The sequence below is a fragment of the Pseudobacteroides cellulosolvens ATCC 35603 = DSM 2933 genome (assembly GCF_001262605.1).
In the GTDB taxonomy this organism is placed as follows: Bacteria; Bacillota; Clostridia; order Acetivibrionales; family DSM-2933; genus Pseudobacteroides; species Pseudobacteroides cellulosolvens.
Window position 1 is genome coordinate 6,024,848 of the sequence record NZ_LGTC01000001.1, and the last position, 20,565, is coordinate 6,045,412.

Here is a 20,565-nt window from a genome sequence, read left to right on the forward strand (position 1 = left end):
AAAAGAGTATAGCAAATAAAGCTTACTGATTTATGCTCTTTATTATAAACATTTTTATCTAAGCTGTTTTTAATGGATGTAAATATGTAGAACATCGTTCTGACTGAATTTTGTTGTGCAGTTTGTTTACATTATGAGCTAAGCCAAGAAGAATACATTCTGCCAAGATATTCTTTTTCCCTTTACACAAAAAACGTCTGAATCCCATATCTTGTTTTATTTCTCCAAAAGCACCTTCAGACTGAATACTTCGGTTCATTCTGAGCTCTTTTCCCTCATCACTAAGGATTCTGGTTATCGCTGCCTCACGTTTTTGCTGAAATAGTTTTGAAACTTCAAGATGCTTGGTTCGTTCTTCCAATGGCTTTTTGCTGTTTCCCTTAATGCATTTTGATTTAATAGGGCATTGAGTGCAATCTTCACATGTATAACAGGTTTTCTCACTTCTATAGCCAGTCTTGCTTTTGCTGAATTTAATCCCTGTGGCTACAAGCTTTTTACCGCTGCTACATATATAAAAGTCGTTTTCTTTGTCATAGCTCATATTTTCCTTCCTACTGATATCAGTTTTATATTTCCGTGTCTTACTAATTTCATAATTGGAAGGTTTGATAAAAGCAAGCTGACCGTTCTCATCGAGATAGACGTAGTTTTCCTCACTTTCATAGCCTGAGTCTGCAACTATATTTCTGTAAGTATACTTCAAACGACTCTTTATGCTGTCTAAAAATGGTATTAGCGTGGTTGTATCTGTAGGCTGTGGTCCAGCACTAATCCATACTATATATTCAGCATCTACCCCAAACTGAATGTTGTAGCCGGGTTTTAGTTGCCCATTCTTCATAGCATCTTCTTTCATCCTCATGAAGGTTGCATCAGGGTCTGTCTTTGAATAGCTATTTCTATCCCCCATAAGATGCAGATGCTTATTATATTTCTTGAGCCTTGATATGTATTCATCCAGCTGTTCAAATGTTTTTTGGAGAGGAGATTTTCTTTTTCCTATACCAGAGACAAATTGAATATCTTCATCGTTTTTTATTTTGCAAAGTTTACGTCTGAGCTTTTCCAAATGGTGCATCTTGATTTCTTCACCATATAAAATCTTAAATCCAAAATTCTCTTCTGTTTGTTTTAAAAAAGTTGGGAGCTTATCCATCAGTTTTTTCTGATTCTTAGTGACAGAACCTTTCCAGACAAAAGTATATTTATTTGATGCAGCTTCAAGCTTTGTCCCATCAATAAATAGATTTTTCATTGAAATTTCTTTGTTTTCAGCAAGCATCTGCGTAAACTGTGCCAAAAGATTTTCTGAAACAGGTGCAAAATGAATACTTCTGAATCTTGCAATTGTTGTATAATCCGGAGCAGGCGAGCCTTCAAGAAGGTACATATAATTAACGTGAGTTCGATATAACAAGTGCCATAATTAACCATATCTATAGATTATAATTAAGTAAGGCTTTAGTATCTTGAATTTTAGAGCCTTTTTTATTATGAAAAGCAGCCTTAAAGTGTGGCAACAAGAACGCTTTTACTAAACTTTAAGCTTGGTTTATTCGGTAAGAAGCTATAAGCAGCAATACCAGCTACGACATTAGTTAAAAAGTTTGTAAAGCTTCTATGCCTAGTATGTTCAATCTGGCAAGTATTTTTCAGAAAATCATTTATTGTCTCAATAAGAGCTCTCTTTCTGAGAAGAAGCTTTTCTTCTATATCAATTAGCTTATTTTTCATGTTCTTTTTTAACTTGGTTATTAGTTTTATCCCTCGGTTATACAACTTTTTAAATAAAGGCTGTGATAAATAACCCTTATCTCCAAAAAGTTTTCCAAACAGGTCTTTTGTAAGTATATCTATTACCTTTGAGTCTCTATCATCTATATCACCCGGTGTTAAAAAGAATGATAAAATTTCTCCTATTTCATTTACTACAATGTGCAGCTTAAACCCATAGAACCAACCTGTAGAAGATTTACCTCTCTGAGCAATCTCTTTAAAAACTTTGTGAGAGTGAATTCTTCTGTTATCACAAACATCTAATGTCGTAGAGTCAATAAAGGAAATTCCTGTTGTCTTGCCTAGTCTATATTTTTGTGTGTATAATATTAATGGAATTAGTGCTTGTTGCATTAACTCTACAAACCTTGTATAACTTACAAGGCTCGGAAAGTACCCATTTAATCTTTTACAGACAAATTCTTTATAATAATGCTTAAAGTTTCTATAACTCGAATGATGAAAATATATTGTTATTGTCATTACTTCACTTAATGTCATCATTCTTGAAATGTTAAAGAGGTTAGGTTCCTGCAGTCTATTATCAGTAACCAAATGATGCTTTAAATAGTTGTCGAGCCTAATGCAAAAATCATCAGTATCGCAGAAAATTTTAATAAGTAAATCTTCCATGAAGCTCCATCCCCTCTGTTAAATTTGTTGCCAACATTGATTATACAGATTTGGACAGGAGCTTCATTTTTCATTTCTGTTTCATTCTTATTACAATCATATTATCGAACTCACGTTAATTAATGTCCCGCTTGCAGGCTCTTTCGATTTTCCTTGTAGAATAATTACTATTCATATAAGCATATAGCATGATCTTCAGCATCTGTGTTGGGGTTGCTTGTTTTTTCCTTAAACGGGAATAAGTCTTATATAATTCTGATAAATTCATCTCCTCTACAATTTGACCCAGCAACCTTACAGAATCATCATTCGGAATCATACATTCAACATTTAACGGCAATTTTAATTGATAGAAACCACCGTGCGTAGTATAATCTTTATGTGTTAAATTTTTTACTAGCATAAAAATATTTTACACCTTTTGCCGGACTTTGAATAGTCTGGCAATTGTTTTTTGCAAGTAAAAAGGGCTCCTACACTAATTTCTTAGTGCAACAGCCCCTTCCAGCTTTATATTATATTACTTTATCCATCCTTTAGTTATTATGCTTTGATTTATACTCATCGATGAAGTCTTCAACAAACTTTTTGGTAACTTCATAGTCAAAGGCATCAAGGTCAGTGCCGCCTTTAGCTACATAACCAGCCAGGAAATGAAACCCGTCCATATCAAATTCAATAATCTTCTGCTTAACAATACCTTTTGGCTGTTTTGTATTATCAGTATAAGCAAATTGTCCATCAAATACCATTGGGTGATCAGCTTTTACTTGTGCAGTATATCTGCATTCTACACCTTTATATGAAAACTGGCTGATTTTTTCCTCGAAAGTGGAATCATCCCTAAATGGTTTTTCAAGTGGTTTTGCCATATGAATAAAAAGCACATAATCACCAGAAAATTGACCGCTTTTTGAAAATACCATTGAAAAACGTGTTTTTGAATTAAACCCTTGAAGTCTTTCATCATTGGGGTAATTTCTAAGCATTTCCATTAAGTCACTATTGCTTAATTGCAATAAGTCACTTGACTTTCCATTTAAGCTCATACCTATTTCTGCCTCTACCTTTTTAAATTCACCAAGCTTTTCCGGCACAAAAGGCTCAAAACCAAGCTTGTTAATTAGTTGATCTCTGGCAAATTCCTCTATATGTATTCCGCCGAAATTTAATATGGTCATTTCTTCTGTTGAGTCCTTTTCAACAATTTTATAGGAATCGCCTTCTTTATCTAATGAAAATATAGTCTGAACTATATTGGAAGCAGCAATCCTTACATCCTCCGAAAATGCCATCATCCCCGTAAAGGCAATAACAACAGAACATATGGCTGTAACAGCTATTCTAACAGAAAATCTCATATTTTTCACCGCTCCTTTTCTTTCCTGTTTTCTTGCAGCATCTTCAATTGCCGCTTCTGTAATATTCTTTTCAGGACTTATAGCTGCTCTTAGTTTTAGAAAACCGGACAATTCTTTGTCAAAATTATCATTCATTTATAAATACCACCTTTCGGTTTGCCATGATTTTTACCTGTAATAACTTGCCTTCTTTATATTTCTTCCTTCCATAAAGCTTTCGCTGCTTTCGTCTACAGCATTCTCCAGCTTTTTACGCAAAACATTCCTCGCATAGTAAAGCCTGGTTTTTACTGTAGCTCTTAAACTTCCTGTAACTTTTGAAATTTCCTCTATGGACATTCCATTAAAATAATGAAGTATAACAACTGTTTTTAGGTTATTGGACAGCCTATCTACAGCATTAATAACGCTTTGATTCATCATTTCCACTTGAACTTCTTCTTCTGTACTATATTGAGTGACGCTTTCCTTAGAAAGTATATCATCAGGCACTAATTTTTCATGATTCTTTACCATTTTCCAACCTATCCGAGTAATCATTCTGTAAAACCATACATTAAAGGCTTCAGGACTCCTCAAAGTCTTTATTTGTTCTATACAGCACACAAATGCCTCTTGGACGATATCCTCTGCAAGTCCTCTTTTACCCGCTATAAGGTATGCCGTTCCAAAAGCTTTTTGCTCCATATGATTAAATAATTCTCTAAACGCTTCTGTATCTCCTAGCTGACACTTTGTTACTGTTTCCTCAAGATTCAATGTATCATCTCCTCTCAAAAAGGTACCTTTCATATATATAGAGCATAAAGGATTAAAAAGGTTTTGTAAATTTTTAAAAAATTGCAATATTTATTATAATTTGAAATTCTATTAGTCAGGCAGGTAAATTATATATGTAATTTATAGAATATAGTGTAAAGAAATGATAAAATAAATTGCTGTTTTATAATGTATTAAATTAGTTTTTTTGGGGGCAATTAATGAATAAAGTAACTAAGAACATTGATAGCTATTATAAGCTTCTCTTTGAAAACAATCCTGTAATGCAGATCATATTGAACCGAGACAGTTTTCAAATTATAGATGCGAATAAAGCTGCCAGAGATTTTTTCCGGGACATTAGTTATAGTTGTAACGGTGAATGCATAACTAAAATTATGCCAGAAGACACTGTGCTTTTAATAACAAAGCATATAAATAATTTATCTATTGCTAAAAGTGAGAAAGTTTCAATAAACCTTGAAAAGGAGAAAGAAAAATTCAACTTTTTGCTGGAGATAAGTTTTATTTTTTCAGAACAAACTACAGATTTGTTATTTAGCTTTACTAATACCACCGATTACTTAAACACAGCTGAAAGCAAAATTAAGACGATGGAGCAGGCACTAGAGCTAAGCCAAGCGAAATATAGAACTCTTATTGAGAACACTTCAGATATCATGTTTTCATATGATGCTAAGGGAGTATTTACATATATGAGCAATTCTGTAAATAGATTCGGTTATCAAGTGGATGAGATTATCGGGAAAAATGTTATGGATTTTATTCATGAAGAAGACAGGGAATATGTTTATAAAGAAATAAGCAATTCGCTGTCAGGCTTAAAAGGTCAAGTTCCAAGGATCTTCAGGATAAAATTAAAAGACAATTCATATATAGTGGTTGAGGAAATTGGAGAAAGCATTCTGGACGAATTGGGTAAGGTGGTCATGATTACTGGAATTTTAAGAGATATTTCTGATCGGAAGAAGAATTTGGAGCTGACCCAAAAAATTGAGCAAAACAATTTATTATTGAGAGAGGCAAAGGAATATGACAAACTGAAGACTGAGTTTTTCGCAAATATATCCCACGAGTTCAGAACCCCACTTAGTGTTATTATGGCTACGCTTCAGCTTTTTAAACTCATCGCAAAAAAGAATTGTAAAAATTGTGAGCAGATGGAAAAGTTTAATAGCTACTTTTATACAATAAAACAAAACTGTTACAGATTAACTCGATTGGTTAATAATTTAATAGATATCACTAGAATTGACTCGGATTTTTATATTATCAGCCTGCAAAACCATAACATTGTAAAAATTATTGAAAATATAGTATTATCAATATCTGAATTTGTTGAAAATAAAGGCCTTACAATAGAGCTGATAAAAGAAGATGATGTCATAATAACAGCTTGTGACCCTGATAAGGTTGAAAGAATTATGCTGAATTTAATATCCAATGCCATCAAGTTCAACTTAGAGGGAGGAAAAATTACAATTAAAATTAAGCGGGTTGACAACGATATACAAGTATCTGTTATAGACACCGGTATAGGTATACCACCTGATAAGCTCAATATAATCTTTGAACGATTCAGACAAATTGATAAGTCTCTTACAAGAAATAGGGAGGGAAGCGGAATTGGACTTTCGCTTGTTAAAAGCCTGGTAGAAATGCATGAGGGAAAAATATATGTTGAGAGTAAGTATGGATGCGGCAGTAAATTTATTATTAACCTGCCTCAAAGGTATGTAAACAACAAGGAAATTCATCAAAATAACTATGATAAAAAGAGAGAAGTACAAATTGAAAAAATCCAGATAGAGTTTTCTGATATTTACATGAAATAGATGTATATGGGATAGGCCCTATAAAAACAAATATTAGGTTTCGTATATTTCCGAGAAATTATGGCGTATACTACACCATAATTTCTCACGACAACAATCAAGGTTGAAAATCATTTAATGACTTTGTCACCTACCTTTTAGAGCGTCTGTAGCCGGCGGCTTGAGCCTCCGCTTCCGTATCAAAGTATTCCTCTGCGATTGTCCTATCATAGAATGCTCCTCCAGGTACATGATATATTTTCTCGCCGCTTGAGCTGATATTGCCTTTAATTTTACCTTTTGTCTGATTGGCATCAGGCGGTTTTGTGGAGGTGGGTTTTTTAGTTTCAGTAGGTTTTTTAGTAGGAGAGGGCTTTAAAGTAGGCTTTGCAATAGGTGCTTTGTTAGTCTCAAGCGACCAAAGACCCACACCTGCTTCCCTTGCTTCTATGGAGAATCTTATGAAATATTCTGAATACTTTACATCGGGGGATAAGTAGAGGCCTGAGCATACCCCTTAAGGACCAATATAGCATTAAACATTTTCGAACGTATGCTTGTCTCATTAATTGTCCCGGGGTCTTCCAGCCAAATAATTCGTAGTAGTCTTCCATATCTATCTCTATCGCTTACATCTTTTTCGAGATATATAGTTTTACCTGTAAGAGAATTTTTCGTAAATTCAGAGGCTTCACTTCCATAGGGCTCATGGCGGGTAGTGCTTTCAGGAGTATTAACTCCAATAAGCCTTACCTTTTCTGTACTGCCATTTGAAAGGCTTACTTCAAGGGTGTCTCCATCCACTATTCTAACAACTTTAACAGATTCAAGAGATGTTTTTTTGGTCTGATTATCTGGCTGAAGCGTTGGTGCTGTCGGGCTACCGGGATTTGCAGGACGCTTTTGTGAATATTCATCAATTGTGTTTTCATTCTGGGATATATTATTTGGGGTGTTTTTATTGTTTGAAGGAATTATTGCAAACAAAAATATAGAGGAAAATACAAAAGTAAGTATTAGGCGAGCAGTCAAAGTGTATCTCTTGTTTTTCCACAATAAGTACGCTCCTAAAGGAGCAAATAATATAAGCATAGCCCACATGAACCAGGATTTATTGTAAAACCTGACCTGATTATTATTCATTTAATATAAAACCTCCTATGAAAAATCTAAATTAGTTATAAAAGTATTATTACATTATGGTTATAATACTATGACTTTAAATGTGTTGAAAATAAGCAATTATATGCCAATAGAATTTATAGGAAGAGGGCTCTACAGTGCAAAGTTATAATGCAGATGGAAAGTGTGTAAAACCTGCATTACAAAAATGGACAAAATAAAAGAAAAAATCACTCCTTTTATGTATATTTAACTTAACATAAAATATTTGTAGAATTATGCCAAGATTGGGTACAAAATAGCATGCTTTAACATTTACATATGAATAATCAAATTATAAAATAATGTCATAAAAATAGAAAGGGGAGTTGTAAATGTTAAAGAAGGTTTACGTGCTGCTTATTATTTTACTTGTGAGTCTTGGACTTAATGGGAGCTTTAGCTTTGCAGAAGGGGATAGCCAAGGGGGGAATAAGGTATCGGGCTACATAGATGCAGATTTTACATATTCCAAAACAGCTTCACTATATGTAAAATCAGGTTTTAAAGTAGAGATAGCAGGTAATACAAAATATACTGCTTTAACAGATGCAAGCGGATATTTTGAAATAATCCTTGCCGACAATTCAGAGATTTCCAAGTGTGATATTATTATAAGTAAGCCAGGTTATCTATCGAGGATTATTAAAAATGTAATCCCTAATAATCCTATATTGACTTTATCAGATATGGATAAACCAATAAAGCTTTTAGCTGGTGATATCCCAAACAATGGAAAGCAGGACAGCGTAATAAACATGGCCGATATTGTGAGTATTGCAAAATGCTTTGGTACAAAAAATGGTGATGTTGATTTCAGTGAAATATTTGATTTTAATAGGGATAATAAAATTAATATGGCTGATATAATGATTATGGCAAAGTCTTTTAATATGACAATATCAGACTATCCGGAATATATTATTAACTCTGGTTCAACGGCTACTACTAAACCTACTGTTTCCGCTACTTCAATACAAACAGCAACTCCTATGCCTAAAGAACAATGGATTCCCTATGAATTATCGCCTGAGCAGATCAGCTTATGTGTAAAGAAAGATTCGAAAGGCTATTTCTATGGAATTGTGGAATTGACTTTTCCAGATAGTGGCTATAGAGTCAGCTATGATGACGAGATAGGTGGGTATACAGATTTAAGCAAGGATGACAGCCAAATAAGATATATGATAAATGTGTTTAAACCGAAAGTAGAAAAATGGACAGGTCCCAGCTTAACAGTTATTACTAAGAAAACACTGGTATATGATCTTGGAATGGGTACTGAATTGGTGCCTTTTGTAAAATACATTTTCTCATTTACATCTGACTTAAACAATAAAATATCTTTCCAATTTACTTCAGATTCAGATATTCCGCTTTTATCAACGGTTATACCAACAGCAACACCAACTCCTGCACCTAAAGAGCAGTGGGTTCCCTATGAATTATCACCAGAACAGATAAGTGTAAGTGTAAAGAAGGATGCTGCAGGCTTTTATTATGGAGTTGTACAGCTTACTTTCCCTGATAGTGGTTTCAGAGTAAACTATGATGATGAAACAGGTGGTTATACCGATACAACAGGAGATTGGCAAATGACATATATGACAAATGTGTTTAAGCCAAAGGTAGAGAGATGGACAGGCCCTAGCTTAACAGTTATAACTAAGAAAACACTTATATATAAACTTAACATTGGTACAGTATTAGTACCATTTACAAGATATGTATTCTCATTTACATCTGACTTAAATAACAAAATATCCTACCAGTTTACTTCAGATTCAGACATTCCGCTTCTGCCCATAGTAACTCCTATAGCTACTAATCAAGCTACTCCTACAGCTACTCCAACAGTTACACCAACTCCTACTTCTAAAGAGCAGTGGGTTCCTTATGAATTGTCGCCTGAACAGATCAGTGTATGCGTAAAGAAAGATTTGCAAGGGTTTTACTATGGAGTTGTACAGCTTACTTTCCCTGATAGTGGTTTCAGAGTGAACTATGATGATGAAACAGGTGGTTATACCGATACAACAGGAGATTGGCAAATGACATATATGATAAATGTGTTTAAGCCAAAGGTAGAGAGATGGACAGGCCCTAGCTGCACAGTTATGACTAAGAAAACACTTGTATATAAACTCGATATAGGTACAATGTTAACACCATTTACAAGATATGTATTCTCATTTACATCTGACTTGAATAACAAGATATCCTTCCAGTTTACTTCAGATACAGACATTCCGCTTTTGCCAACAGCAACTCCTATAGCTAGTTCAGCAGTTACACCAACTCCTGAACCAAAAGAACAGTGGGTTCCCTATGAACTATCACCTGAGCAGATAAGTTTAAATGTAAAGAAGGATGCTGCAGGATTTTATTATGGAATTGTGGAACTGACTTTTCCTGATAGCGGATACAGAGTCAGCTATGAAGATGATACAGGCGGGTATATCGATGGCAGAGGCGACTGGCAAATGAGATATATGATAAATGTGTTTAAGCCAAAGGTAGAGAGATGGACCGGGGCGAGCTGTACAGTTATGACTAAGAAAACACTTGTATATAAACTCGACATAGGTACAATTCTAACCCCATTTACAAGATATGTATTTTCATTTACATATGACTTAAATAACAAGATATCATTCCAGTTTACTTCAGATTCAGACATTCCGTTTCTATCTACAGAAGTAACTGCAACACCATACCCTACATTTATACCTCCTACTCCTACCCCTGAAGATCCTAAGGGTGAATGGGTTCAGTGCAGTCCTTTGAAAGATTGGATAAATGTGTCTGTATCAAAAGATTCCAGCGGCGAATACGGTGATAATAGATACCTGGCCACAGTTAAGTACAATTTTCCAGACAGTGGCTATAAGGTAGATTATGTAGATCGTGTGGGCATTGTTTCAACTGTTATGTCAGATGGAACAACTCAAATATCATTTAAGCCTGTAAACGAACCCATAGTAAAAAAGTGGACAGGAAAAAGTGATGGTGTACCTACTGAAATAAAAATAGCTTACAGCCTTTTCATAAAAAAAGGCAGCAGCAAAAACAAATACATTTTTACATATAGAAACGGCTCAGATAATATTTCATGTCAATTTGCTGCGGTACCATCACCAACATCGACTGCTTCCTTATTAAAAGCTAAGTCGGTAGCTGCAGGTGAAGGATTTACTGTAGTTCTAAAAGATGATGGTACTTTCCAGGCATGGGGCACAGAAACCAATAACCGCTGTGATGTTCCTAAAGATGTGAAGGGAGTAAAAGCTATATCGGCAGGTCTTTGGCATGGAGTGGCTCTTAAAGATGATGCTACCGTTGCTTTATGGGGGTGTGGTGATGAGGGACAACTTGATGTACCGAAAGGACTTAAGAATGTTGCTGCAGTTTCTGCAGGAAGTCTTCATACATTAGCACTTAAAGAGGATGGCACAGTTATTTCCTGGGGAGGCGGAGAAGGCTTGGATTACCATATTCCTGAGGGTTAAATAATGTTAAAGCCATAGCAGCAGGCGGTTACCACAGTCTTGCGTTAAAGAAAGACGGTACTGTCGTTGCTTGGGGGCTTAATGCCGATGGACAATGTAATATACCTGCAGGATTAAAGAATGTAAAGGCTATAGCAGCAGGACAATATCATTCCATCGCATTAAAGGATGATGGAACTGTGATTGTCTGGGGATCTTTCGGAAGAAGTGAAATATGTGATGTTCCCGCAGGATTAAAAGATGTCAAAGCCATTGATGGAGGAGACAGCTTTACTGTAGCGGTAAATGAAGACGGTACAGTTGTAGTCTGGGGGACAAACTTCAGTGGTCAATGCGAAATACCATATGGCTTGACTAATGTAAAGACTATTGATGTAGGACCTTTCCATACTATTGCTTTGAATGAAGATGGAACTATAACTGCATGGGGAGATAATAGATCAGGAGAATGTGATATTCCGCAAGCTCAATAGCAGAAATTATCAGGATAAATGTGAAGAAGTTTTAAAATTATAAGGGCTACTAAAAAGAGCAGATATAAAACTATAAAATCAGTTTTTATCTGCTCTTTTTCATTTCATTTATTAATAATATAATAGATACCAGACTGATATATCTTTGCAGTCCTGTATCTATAGAGAAGGAGCCTATTTCAAATAATAAGCTCTGAAAGTAATAGAGTTATCGTTCATATCTTGTTTATTACGGCGAGAAAGAGTTGGAAATAATTTTTCTACTGTTTCATATTGATTGCTTACAACAAGGTCTATTGCTTTATTATTTATCAAATTTTTAATTTCCTCGGCATTCTCTTGTCTCAATAGAATAATTTTCCTATCTTTGAGTAGTTTTTCAAATTGGCTTCCGCCACTCCATCTGAGTCCAACATAACCATATACATCAAACGGTGCATATTCATGTATAACTATTGTAGCCTCTGGTTTGCGTTCGAGGTAATTGTTTACAAATGGAATTACACAATTTGAATATGTCTTTTTTTCATCATATGTTCCTTTCTCCAATGTAAAAAAATTCAACAACTGGTATGAACAAACTGAAGAAATCAGAACAAGAAAGGTTATAGAGATTGTTACAGGTTTCTTGCCCAGTTTAATATAGGATTTTTTATAAATAAAATCGCCTATGAAATAAAAACTATATGCTATAAAGAAGTATATAGGCAGACACGCCAAATAATCTCTAGAAGGATTTGGGAGGCCAATACCTGACATAAGGCTTGGGGAAAGTGAAACAAAAAATACCATAATGGGTATACAATAAAATATATTTTTCCTCTTTATCATATTAATAACCAAAAGTAACAAACCTATAACCATAAATGGCATAAGAAATTTAGGATACAATATTGTGTCAATTTTGTTATAGCTATTGGCTATATTCGGCCATAAGTAGCTGCTGTCAGGTGAATTTAATGTTAGCATTTGTTTTGCTGTCAGCTCAATATTTGTACCAAGCTTCTCCTTAACAACATTAAAATCAAGTTTCTTTTCAGGATTGTCTCTAGCAATGACAGACAAGCTTTCACCCCTGGCATAAAAGTATACTTTCAAAGAATCATCAAGAGTATTTATTTGTGGAAGAAATAGCAAAAAACATCCCATAATGAAACTTACAAGAGGTACAAACCTTATTTTTTTAATAAAAAAGCATATTATGACAAAAGCAATGATAAGTGGTGCAAATGCTCTTGTACTGGCATGCCCATACGGCAGAAAACCAATTGAGATACCTGCTAAAAATGCGATTATTAAACTATTTTGTTTTTTAAGCATAAATATCAAAAGACTCAATGCCAAGGTTACCAATGTAAAGCCAAATCCAACAATACCGCCTGACCTGGAATTAATAAGGTACCATGGAGATGTTGCCAGCAAAACAACAAAAACTAAAGCAAATTTGTTTTCAAACAACTTTTTAGTAGAAAAGTATAAAAGTACAATTGAAAAAAATGCTATAAGTGTCGTAAATATACGTACACCAAATAATGACAGGCCGAAAATTTTCAACCCAAGCCAGACAGGCCATCCGTACACAGGCGATGCACCACCTCCATGCTGATGCATATCTGTCCATTTCCAAGTCATCTCTTTCATGGGTGTTCCATCAAGAACATTATTTACCTGTGGATGTATCATATGTTCAACGACTGCATCAAACCATCCAGGGTAAGAACCAAGCTGGAATAGCATGAATACAAGTAGGACAACTAAGACTGCTATATCGAATATATTTTTACCAATGTATTTATGTAATGCCCCATGAAATTTATTTTTTTTAGAAGGCATATTTAAAGGATCTATTGCAGCTTTATTTTCCAATTCTGTCTCTTGTTTTTGTGAATCAGTCATGACTTTGCTCCTTTTATATAAAATATTATGCATTATGATTTTACAATCCAAAACAAAACTTGTCAATGATGGTTTACATCAATGTTTATTAATCATATGCAATTAATTTTGGGATTGTTGTATTAGTCATTTGTAAAGTATATTCGTTCAATTAAAACATTTCAACCTCAAATCACAACATTTCATATCCTTCCTAATACATTCGGAAGCTATTTTGGCACAAAATGGAAACAAATTATATAATAAAGATAGATTTTCTATTCAGGCTGAAAAGAAGTATAGAATTCAAACTAATAATTTTAGGAGGTGCTTTATATGAAAAAAAGAATTATGCTTTTAATCTTCGTAATTTTGTGTTCAAATCTAATGTTTGTGAGTGCTGAATCTTCAAGTTCGGTTATAGATATTGGAAATGAGTTGATTCCAATACCGGTACAACCTTTAAGACTGGTTGTTCAGCCGGAATACCAAAGTAATGGGGAATTTATAACTAATGTTACATACACAGCGTATACAAGTTCTTCAATTCCTGATGGCAGCAAGATTGATTTTTACACAGGCAATCCAAGCAACCCTTATCCAACAACACTTTTAGGTTCCGGCTATGTAAAGGGTGGAAAGGCTGTATTTAAAACATATCAGAAAATTAACAACTATTACCTTGGTAGTGCCGTTTGGACAAGGCCATTAGGTATTGCTCCAGATCTACCATCAAAATATCCGCCATCAAGGATTTACTCCAATATTGTAACTTACCATTTAGCACTGTCCGACAAAGTAATTGATTTAAATGTGTTAGTCAAAAATATATCTATATCGAATAATGTATCATATACAGCTAAATTTAGTAACCCAACAACAGATACCAAAACTCTAGAAGCTGTACTAATCAATCCGGGAGATATAAAGATAAATGGTGCACAAATGAAGGTAAGATTTTTAACATATCAAATACCTGCAGCTTTAGATGTGAAAACGCTTGATTCAATAACACTTGATAAAATAGCTTTTGAGAAACCATATAGAGAAGACTATGCCATTATAAAAGATTGGGCTGCTAGTGTAAGCTTAAATTTGCCTGTTGGAAGATACATCGTCTTTGCAGATTGCATTGAATTGACTGCAAATTCCGATGTAAAGTCATTTAGCGTTCCTAAGGTCATAATTATATCTACTGTACCGCCTGTAACGCCGGAGATAGTAACTACACCGCGTGTGGTGGTAACGCCGCCAGTTAAAATAACGCCACCTGTTGAAGTAACTAAGCCGGTTGTAAGTGCTCCAATTGACATAATTACACCGGATGAAATCCTACAACCAAAGATAGCTAAAAGATTCTGATTTGAATAGCGTTAATTAAGGAATTATACTTCGGCCTGGACAGAAAGTTCATTAAGGATAATACAGTATCTATAAATCCCCTTCCTTGAGGGGATTTATTTTCTTATTGAGAGATTAAATAAAGGCGGTGATAATAGGTATGTAAATGCATTGCAACTATATATTTGATTAATTCAATGTAATGGTGGTAGAAATATATCAACATAAGTTTTATGAGGAGGTCAAAGTCTTGAGTAAAAAAGTTGTTATTGTTGGAGCAGGTCCAGGAGGGCTGTCGGCAGGAATGTTGTTGGCTTACAATGGATATGATGTTCATATTTATGAAAAAAAGGACTGTGTGGGAGGCAGGAACGGCAAGATAGTTTTAGGAGATTTTAAATTTGATATAGGGCCTACTTTTCTTATGCTTCCAAAGATTTTGGAAGATATTTTTTCTTTTACAGGAAGGGATATAAACAGCTACCTTGAGCTTATACCTATAGATCCATTTTACAGACTAAGATTCAGAGGACAGGTAGACTTTTTGCCATCATTTAACAAAGATTATACCGTAAAACAGATAGAAAAGCTTTTTCCAGGTGATGAAGGTGGCTATATAGAGTTTATGGATAGAGAGAAATTGAAGTTTGAAAAACTTTTTGGATGTCTTAAAATTCCTTATCACAGCTTCATTCATTTTTTGCGGCCCCAGTTTTTAAAAGCAATTCCAAAGTTTGATTTGACAAAGACTCTTCACAGTAAGCTATCAGAATATTTTAAGTATGAAGACATGAGAATTGCAATGACTTTTCAGTCCAAGTATCTTGGCATGTCACCATGGACTTGTCCCGGTGCATTTACTATTCTTTCCTATATTGAACATAAGATGGGAATATTTCACCCTATAGGGGGCCTTTTTAAAATTTCTGAAGCCATGGCAAAGGTTATTGATGAGGAAGGTGGCAAAATACATCTTTCTAAAGCTGTAAAGGAAATCATTGTAGAAAAAGGAACTGCCAAAGGATTAGAACTTATGGATGGTGAAAAGGTAATGGCTGATTATGTAATAATAAATGCAGACTTTGCTCATGCCATGACCAATATTGTCGATAAGAGGAACAGGAAAAAATATACCGATAAAGATCTTGAATCAAGGGATTATTCCTGTTCTACCTTTATGTTGTATCTGGGACTTAACAAGAAGTATCATATTAATCATCACAACATTATTTTTGCCAATGACTATAAAAAGAATGTCAATGATATTGCAGAGCTAAAAGTGCTTTCAGATGATCCGTCTTTTTATATTCAGAATGCATCAGTTATAGATCCGACTTTGGCACCTGAAGGCAAATCTGCATTATATGTCCTAGTACCTGTACCCAACAATTCCAGTGGTATAGATTGGAAAAAGGAGAAAGAACGTTTTAGAAGGCTTGTCATTGATAAAATAAAGGAAAAGACTGAACTAAAGGACATTGAGGAACATATAGAAGTTGAAAAAATAATTACACCACATGATTGGGAGCATGAATATGGTGTTTATAAGGGAGCTACATTTAACCTCAGTCATAAACTTTCTCAAATGCTTTATTTCAGACCACATAATAAGTTTCAGGAGTTTAAGAACTGCTATCTTGTGGGAGGAGGAACCCATCCCGGAAGCGGACTTCCAACGATCTACGAATCAGGTAGAATCTCAGCCAATCTTATAATGCAGGATGGGGCTCTTGGACTTGGCTTTGATTATCAAGATGTTTTTGAGAAGAAAACTGTTAAAGACAAGGGAATTGGAGTATAAATGTATTATTAAGTTGTAGGTGGTTAATAATAAAGCATAGAAGGGGGTATATTTATGTCCGAATTATATAATTTTACCGCTAAGGATATAGATGGTAATGATTTTACTTTTGATACACTTAAAGGAAAAGTTGTATTGATCGTAAATACTGCAAGTAAATGCGGGTTTACTCCTCAATATGAAGGACTCCAGAAACTATATGAAAAATATAAGGATAAGGGTTTGGTAATTCTCGGGTTTCCTACTAATGATTTTCTTTTCCAGGAACCTGGTTCAAACAGTGATATTAAAAATTTTTGCATGTTAAATTATGGAGTAGATTTTCCCATGTTTGAAAAAATACATGTAAGGGGTAAGTATTCGCATCCATTGTACAGATATTTGGTAGATGGGGCTGGTAATAAGGAACATAAAGGATTTATTAAATGGAATTTTACAAAATTTCTTTTCGACAGGGAAGGCAATATTGTGGAAAGATTTGGTCCCAATACTGTACCTGAAAGCATAGAGGAGAAGATTAAGGAGCTTGTGTAAATCAAAAGTGTTGTTTTATCCTTGACTTAAAAATCAGAATGGGAACTAATACAGTAACAATCATTGTGCCGCATGCTGTGAAGCCGATATTAGGGCCAAAACGCTCTGTAATTGTTCCCGCAAAAAGGTTGCCGATTGGGGTAGTTCCTGCAAAAACCAATGAATACACGCTCATAACCCTGCCGCGAAATTCATCCTTTGAATTTAGCTGCATGGTGGAGTTTGCTGTGGAACTGTATGTGACGAAGCTAAGTCCTGACAGTGCAAGAAGTAAACAGCTTAATGCATAGCTTTTCACAAAGCCTGTAATGATAATAAAAGTTCCTAGCACTAGTGGCATAATATTAAGAATGAAATAAATAAGCTTTTTAGAGCCTGACTTGCTAATTGTAGCAATAAACATTGCACCAATAAATGAGCCTATTCCAACAAATGACATAAGAAAACCGAAGCCGGCTTCCTGCTGATTTAGAACTTCTTTAGCCAATACCGGGACCAGAACACTAAAGTTCATCCCGAAAATACCAATGATGGTCATAATAATTATGGTATTAAATAAAACTTTTGTATTATAAATGTATTTTAATCCATATTTTATATTAATCAGTATTTTTTCGCTTTTATGAGTATCCTGTGGTTTTTCAATTGGCTTAATGAAAAATATTAGGCTGATTACTACAGCTGTAAAGCTTATGGCATTTGCAAAAAAACAAATCGAAATACCCGCATATCCCATTACAATACCTGCAATTGCCGGGCCTATAACCCTTGCTATGTTAAAAACCGAGGAGTTTAAAGCAACTGCATTCATCAAATCGTCACGACCTACCAGATCAATAACGAAGGATTGCCTTGTGGGCATATCCAGAGTATTTACAATGCCTAAAAGAGTTGCCATTACTAGTATATGCCAGAATTGTATGCTTTCTGTCCAAACAAGTAGTGCAAGAATGAGGGTTATAACCATGGATGAAGTCTGGGTAAAAATTAAAATCTTTCTCTTGTTAAATCTGTCTATAACAACCCCGGCAAAAAGTGAAAACAGAAGCACAGGTGTAAATTGAAGAGTACCTATAAGGCTTAACAAAAATGGAGACTCGGTTAGCGCATAAGCAAGCCACGGCTGTGCAATGTTTTGCATCCATGTTCCTATAAGGGATATGCACATTCCAAGCCAGTAATATCTGAAATTTTTATGTTTTAATGCCGAAAAAGGATCATTGTACTTAATTCTCATTATATCCTGCTCCTTTAAAGGGATAGGGAGGTGTGAATAATTATATATTCAACCTCCCCTTTATTGAAAGTGATTAATTTTTTCCTAAAATACAGTTCTGTATATTTAAAGGAACTTCTTCAAAATGACTTATCTGCATGCTGAAGGTCCCGCGACCCTGTGTTTTTGAACGAAGGGGTGTGGAGAATTCAAACATTTCAGATAGAGGCACATTTGCCCTGATCATTTGGCAACCCGATCTGGATTCCATGCCCTCAATCCGGCCTCGTCTCATGCTGATCTCACCAATCCCATCACCAGTATACTCCTCCGGAACAGATACATCAACCCTCATGATAGGTTCCAAAAGCACAGGATCAGCTTTTTGGCAGCCTTCTTTAAAGGCTATAGCCGCAGCATTTCGGAAAGCTAGTTCTGAGGAATCAACTTCATGGTATGAGCCGTCTAACAGGGTAACTCTTATGTCCACAACATTGTATCCACCTAAAACACCGCAATTTAAAGCATCCCGTATACCCGATTCTACAGGGCCTAGGTACTCTTTCGGTATAGCTCCACCTGTAATTTTGGAAATAAACTCAAAACCGCTTCCACGTGCCATAGGTTCAATTTCCAGTACGCAATGAGCATACTGTCCGCCGCCTCCTGATTGTTTTACCAGCTTGTGTTCGCATTTTACCTTTTTACTTATTGTTTCCTTGTATGAAACCTTGGGCTTGCCAATGTTAGCTTCTACATTGAAATCAGTTTTCATCCGGTCTACAATGATTTCCAGGTGAAGTTCTCCCATCCCTTCAATTATAGTTTGACCCGTTTCTTTATCAATATGAACCCGGAAAGTGGGGTCTTCTTCAGATAACTTGTGTAAAGCAATATCCATTTTATTCTGATCAGCCTTAGCTTTAGGCTCAACAGCAACAGAGATTACAGGTTCCGGAAATTCCATGGATTCTAGAATAAGAGCATGATCTTCCACACATAATGTATCTCCTGTTGTTGTATCTTTAAGTCCGACAGCAGCTGCAATATCACCAGCATAAACTATGTCAATATCCTCCCGGTCGATTGCATGCATCTGCAATATCCTGCCAATTCTTTCTCTTTTGCCTTTGGTAGAATTATACACGTATGATCCAGCCTTTAAAGTTCCTGAATAGACTCTAAAGAAGCAAAGCTTACCTATATAAGTATCCGATATTATCTTAAATGCCAGTGCTGAAAATGGTCCCTGGTCGTCAGCAGGTCTTTCCAGTTGGGTTTCCCCATCCGTTGATACTCCTTTGATAGGGCCAACATCCAATGGTGATGGAAGATAGTCGATAACCGCATCCAAAAGCTGCTGAACACCTTTGTTTTTATATGCTGACCCACAAAGCACCGGTGTGATGGAAGAAGCAATGGTTGCTTTCCGCAGGGCTTCTTTTATCTCATCAACTGGCAACAATTCTCCGGCAAGATATTTTTCCATTAGTTCATCTTTTTGCTCTGCAACTGTTTCTATAAGAATCGTGCGGTACTTGTCAACAAGATTCATCATCTCATCAGGGATTGAGCATTCTTCTATGATTTTGCCTGAGTCATCCATATAGGAGTGGGCTTTTAACGTTATAAGATCCACAATTCCACAGAATGAATCTTCCTTGCCAATGGGAAGTTGGACCGGTATGGCATTTGTCTTAAGCCTTTCTTTCATCATGGCAACACAATTGTAAAAATCTGCTCCCATGATGTCCATTTTATTCACAAAAGCAAGCCGGGGCACTCCATAGTTATCAGCCTGCCGCCATACGGTTTCAGACTGAGGTTCAACACCACCCTTTGCACAAAATAATGTTACAGAACCATCCAAAACTCGCAGAGATCTTTCTACTTCAACTGTAAAGTCAACGTGGCCGGGTGTGTCGATGATGTTGATCCTATGTCCTTTCCACTGGGCTGTAGTAGCTGCCGAGGTAATGGTTATGCCTCTATCCTGCTCCTGGGGCAAGTAATCCATAGCAGCACCTCCGTTATGAACCTCACCCATTCGGTGAATCCTGCCTGTATAGAACAAAATCCGCTCAGTGGTAGTTGTCTTTCCGGCATCAATATGAGCCATGATACCAATGTTTCTTGTGTTTTCCAAACTGAATTGTCTTTTCATATAATTCTCTCCTTTTATAACTGAATATTGTGTGTCCCAATTTTTAGACATTAAAAAAGCGGCTAAGTCATTTACACAATGACTTAACCGCCGATTTCTCTCAAATGCTGTATGTATCTGCTAG

General features: G+C 35.4%; 16 protein-coding genes. 6 read left to right on the top strand and 10 right to left on the bottom strand.

All coding sequences use genetic code 11. The features are described 5' to 3' along the window. Positions 1–58: 58 nt before the first annotated feature. The 5 genes from Bccel_RS24985 to Bccel_RS25005 form a co-directional block, all read right to left on the bottom strand. Positions 59–1,420 carry an IS1182 family transposase gene (locus Bccel_RS24985; RefSeq protein WP_338053617.1) on the bottom strand — a complete coding sequence of 454 codons (1,362 nt, stop codon included), beginning with the start codon at positions 1,418–1,420 and terminating at the stop codon, positions 59–61. An 89-nt stretch (positions 1,421–1,509) separates the two neighbouring features. Then, positions 1,510–2,412, bottom strand: coding sequence for an IS982 family transposase (locus Bccel_RS24990; protein WP_050753112.1), 903 nt, complete (start codon positions 2,410–2,412; stop codon positions 1,510–1,512). A 115-nt stretch (positions 2,413–2,527) separates the two neighbouring features. After that, entirely contained in the window at positions 2,528–2,815 is a 288-nt protein-coding gene (locus tag Bccel_RS24995; protein WP_050753830.1) for a transposase, read from the bottom strand. 133 nt (positions 2,816–2,948) lie between these two features. Continuing rightward, a complete protein-coding gene (locus Bccel_RS25000; RefSeq protein WP_036943522.1) occupies positions 2,949–3,908 on the bottom strand; it encodes a hypothetical protein in 960 nt (319 codons plus the stop codon). Positions 3,909–3,941: 33 nt separating this feature from the next. Further along, complete coding sequence (locus Bccel_RS25005) at positions 3,942–4,532, bottom strand: RNA polymerase sigma factor (RefSeq protein ID WP_050753831.1); 591 nt, start codon at positions 4,530–4,532, stop codon at positions 3,942–3,944. Between the two features lie 221 nt (positions 4,533–4,753). Between Bccel_RS25005 and Bccel_RS25010 the strand changes: the two genes are divergently transcribed. Then, complete coding sequence (locus Bccel_RS25010) at positions 4,754–6,388, top strand: sensor histidine kinase (protein ID WP_050753832.1); 1,635 nt, start codon at positions 4,754–4,756, stop codon at positions 6,386–6,388. Positions 6,389–6,518: 130 nt separating this feature from the next. On the opposite strand, the gene Bccel_RS31805 is transcribed toward Bccel_RS25010, so the two are convergent. Both Bccel_RS31805 and Bccel_RS25020 read right to left on the bottom strand, forming a co-directional pair. Further along, entirely contained in the window at positions 6,519–6,797 is a 279-nt protein-coding gene (locus Bccel_RS31805) for a sunset domain-containing protein (RefSeq protein WP_050753833.1), read from the bottom strand. Between the two features lie 50 nt (positions 6,798–6,847). After that, entirely contained in the window at positions 6,848–7,510 is a 663-nt protein-coding gene (locus Bccel_RS25020) for a thermonuclease family protein (RefSeq protein ID WP_050753834.1), read from the bottom strand. A 353-nt stretch (positions 7,511–7,863) separates the two neighbouring features. Between Bccel_RS25020 and Bccel_RS25025 the strand changes: the two genes are divergently transcribed. Together Bccel_RS25025 and Bccel_RS25030 are read left to right on the top strand one after the other, a co-directional pair. Continuing rightward, complete coding sequence (locus Bccel_RS25025; RefSeq protein WP_050753835.1) at positions 7,864–11,037, top strand: hypothetical protein; 3,174 nt, start codon at positions 7,864–7,866, stop codon at positions 11,035–11,037. A gap of 14 nt (positions 11,038–11,051) precedes the next feature. Beyond that, entirely contained in the window at positions 11,052–11,510 is a 459-nt protein-coding gene (locus tag Bccel_RS25030; protein WP_420848050.1) for an RCC1 domain-containing protein, read from the top strand. Between the two features lie 174 nt (positions 11,511–11,684). Here the strand turns inward: Bccel_RS25030 and Bccel_RS25035 are convergent, their stop codons facing one another. Further along, positions 11,685–13,406, bottom strand: a complete 1,722-nt coding sequence (locus Bccel_RS25035) for an ArnT family glycosyltransferase (protein ID WP_036943524.1) — start codon at positions 13,404–13,406, stop codon at positions 11,685–11,687. 315 nt (positions 13,407–13,721) lie between these two features. Here Bccel_RS25035 and Bccel_RS25040 point away from each other — a divergent pair, with 315 nt between their 5' ends. The 3 genes from Bccel_RS25040 (at position 13,722) to Bccel_RS25050 (ending at position 17,061) form a co-directional block, all read left to right on the top strand. Further along, positions 13,722–14,747 carry a hypothetical protein gene (locus Bccel_RS25040; RefSeq protein WP_036943526.1) on the top strand — a complete coding sequence of 342 codons (1,026 nt, stop codon included), beginning with the start codon at positions 13,722–13,724 and terminating at the stop codon, positions 14,745–14,747. A gap of 229 nt (positions 14,748–14,976) precedes the next feature. After that, positions 14,977–16,527, top strand: coding sequence for a phytoene desaturase family protein (locus Bccel_RS25045; RefSeq protein ID WP_036943528.1), 1,551 nt, complete (start codon positions 14,977–14,979; stop codon positions 16,525–16,527). A 54-nt stretch (positions 16,528–16,581) separates the two neighbouring features. Beyond that, positions 16,582–17,061 (top strand): glutathione peroxidase, encoded by a 480-nt coding sequence (locus Bccel_RS25050; RefSeq protein WP_036943530.1) that lies wholly within the window; start codon positions 16,582–16,584, stop codon positions 17,059–17,061. Between the two features lies 1 nt (position 17,062). Here Bccel_RS25050 and Bccel_RS25055 read toward each other — a convergent pair whose 3' ends face one another. Together Bccel_RS25055 and fusA are read right to left on the bottom strand one after the other, a co-directional pair. Then, a complete protein-coding gene (locus Bccel_RS25055; RefSeq protein ID WP_036943532.1) occupies positions 17,063–18,298 on the bottom strand; it encodes an MFS transporter in 1,236 nt (411 codons plus the stop codon). 73 nt (positions 18,299–18,371) lie between these two features. Beyond that, positions 18,372–20,441, bottom strand: a complete 2,070-nt coding sequence (gene fusA / locus Bccel_RS25060) for an elongation factor G (protein ID WP_036943533.1) — start codon at positions 20,439–20,441, stop codon at positions 18,372–18,374. Between the last annotated feature and the right edge of the window lie 124 nt (positions 20,442–20,565).

Coding starts and splice junctions, on each gene's coding strand:
- fusA (WP_036943533.1), bottom strand. CDS start 20,441: ATGAAAAGACAATTCAGTTTGGAAAACACAAGAAACATTGGTATCATG.
- Bccel_RS24995 (WP_050753830.1), bottom strand. CDS start 2,815: ATGCTAGTAAAAAATTTAACACATAAAGATTATACTACGCACGGTGGT.
- Bccel_RS25000 (WP_036943522.1), bottom strand. CDS start 3,908: ATGAATGATAATTTTGACAAAGAATTGTCCGGTTTTCTAAAACTAAGA.
- Bccel_RS25020 (WP_050753834.1), bottom strand. CDS start 7,510: ATGAATAATAATCAGGTCAGGTTTTACAATAAATCCTGGTTCATGTGG.
- Bccel_RS25050 (WP_036943530.1), top strand. CDS start 16,582: ATGTCCGAATTATATAATTTTACCGCTAAGGATATAGATGGTAATGAT.
- Bccel_RS25040 (WP_036943526.1), top strand. CDS start 13,722: ATGAAAAAAAGAATTATGCTTTTAATCTTCGTAATTTTGTGTTCAAAT.
- Bccel_RS25025 (WP_050753835.1), top strand. CDS start 7,864: ATGTTAAAGAAGGTTTACGTGCTGCTTATTATTTTACTTGTGAGTCTT.
- Bccel_RS25010 (WP_050753832.1), top strand. CDS start 4,754: ATGAATAAAGTAACTAAGAACATTGATAGCTATTATAAGCTTCTCTTT.
- Bccel_RS24990 (WP_050753112.1), bottom strand. CDS start 2,412: ATGGAAGATTTACTTATTAAAATTTTCTGCGATACTGATGATTTTTGC.
- Bccel_RS25055 (WP_036943532.1), bottom strand. CDS start 18,298: ATGAGAATTAAGTACAATGATCCTTTTTCGGCATTAAAACATAAAAAT.
- Bccel_RS25035 (WP_036943524.1), bottom strand. CDS start 13,406: ATGACTGATTCACAAAAACAAGAGACAGAATTGGAAAATAAAGCTGCA.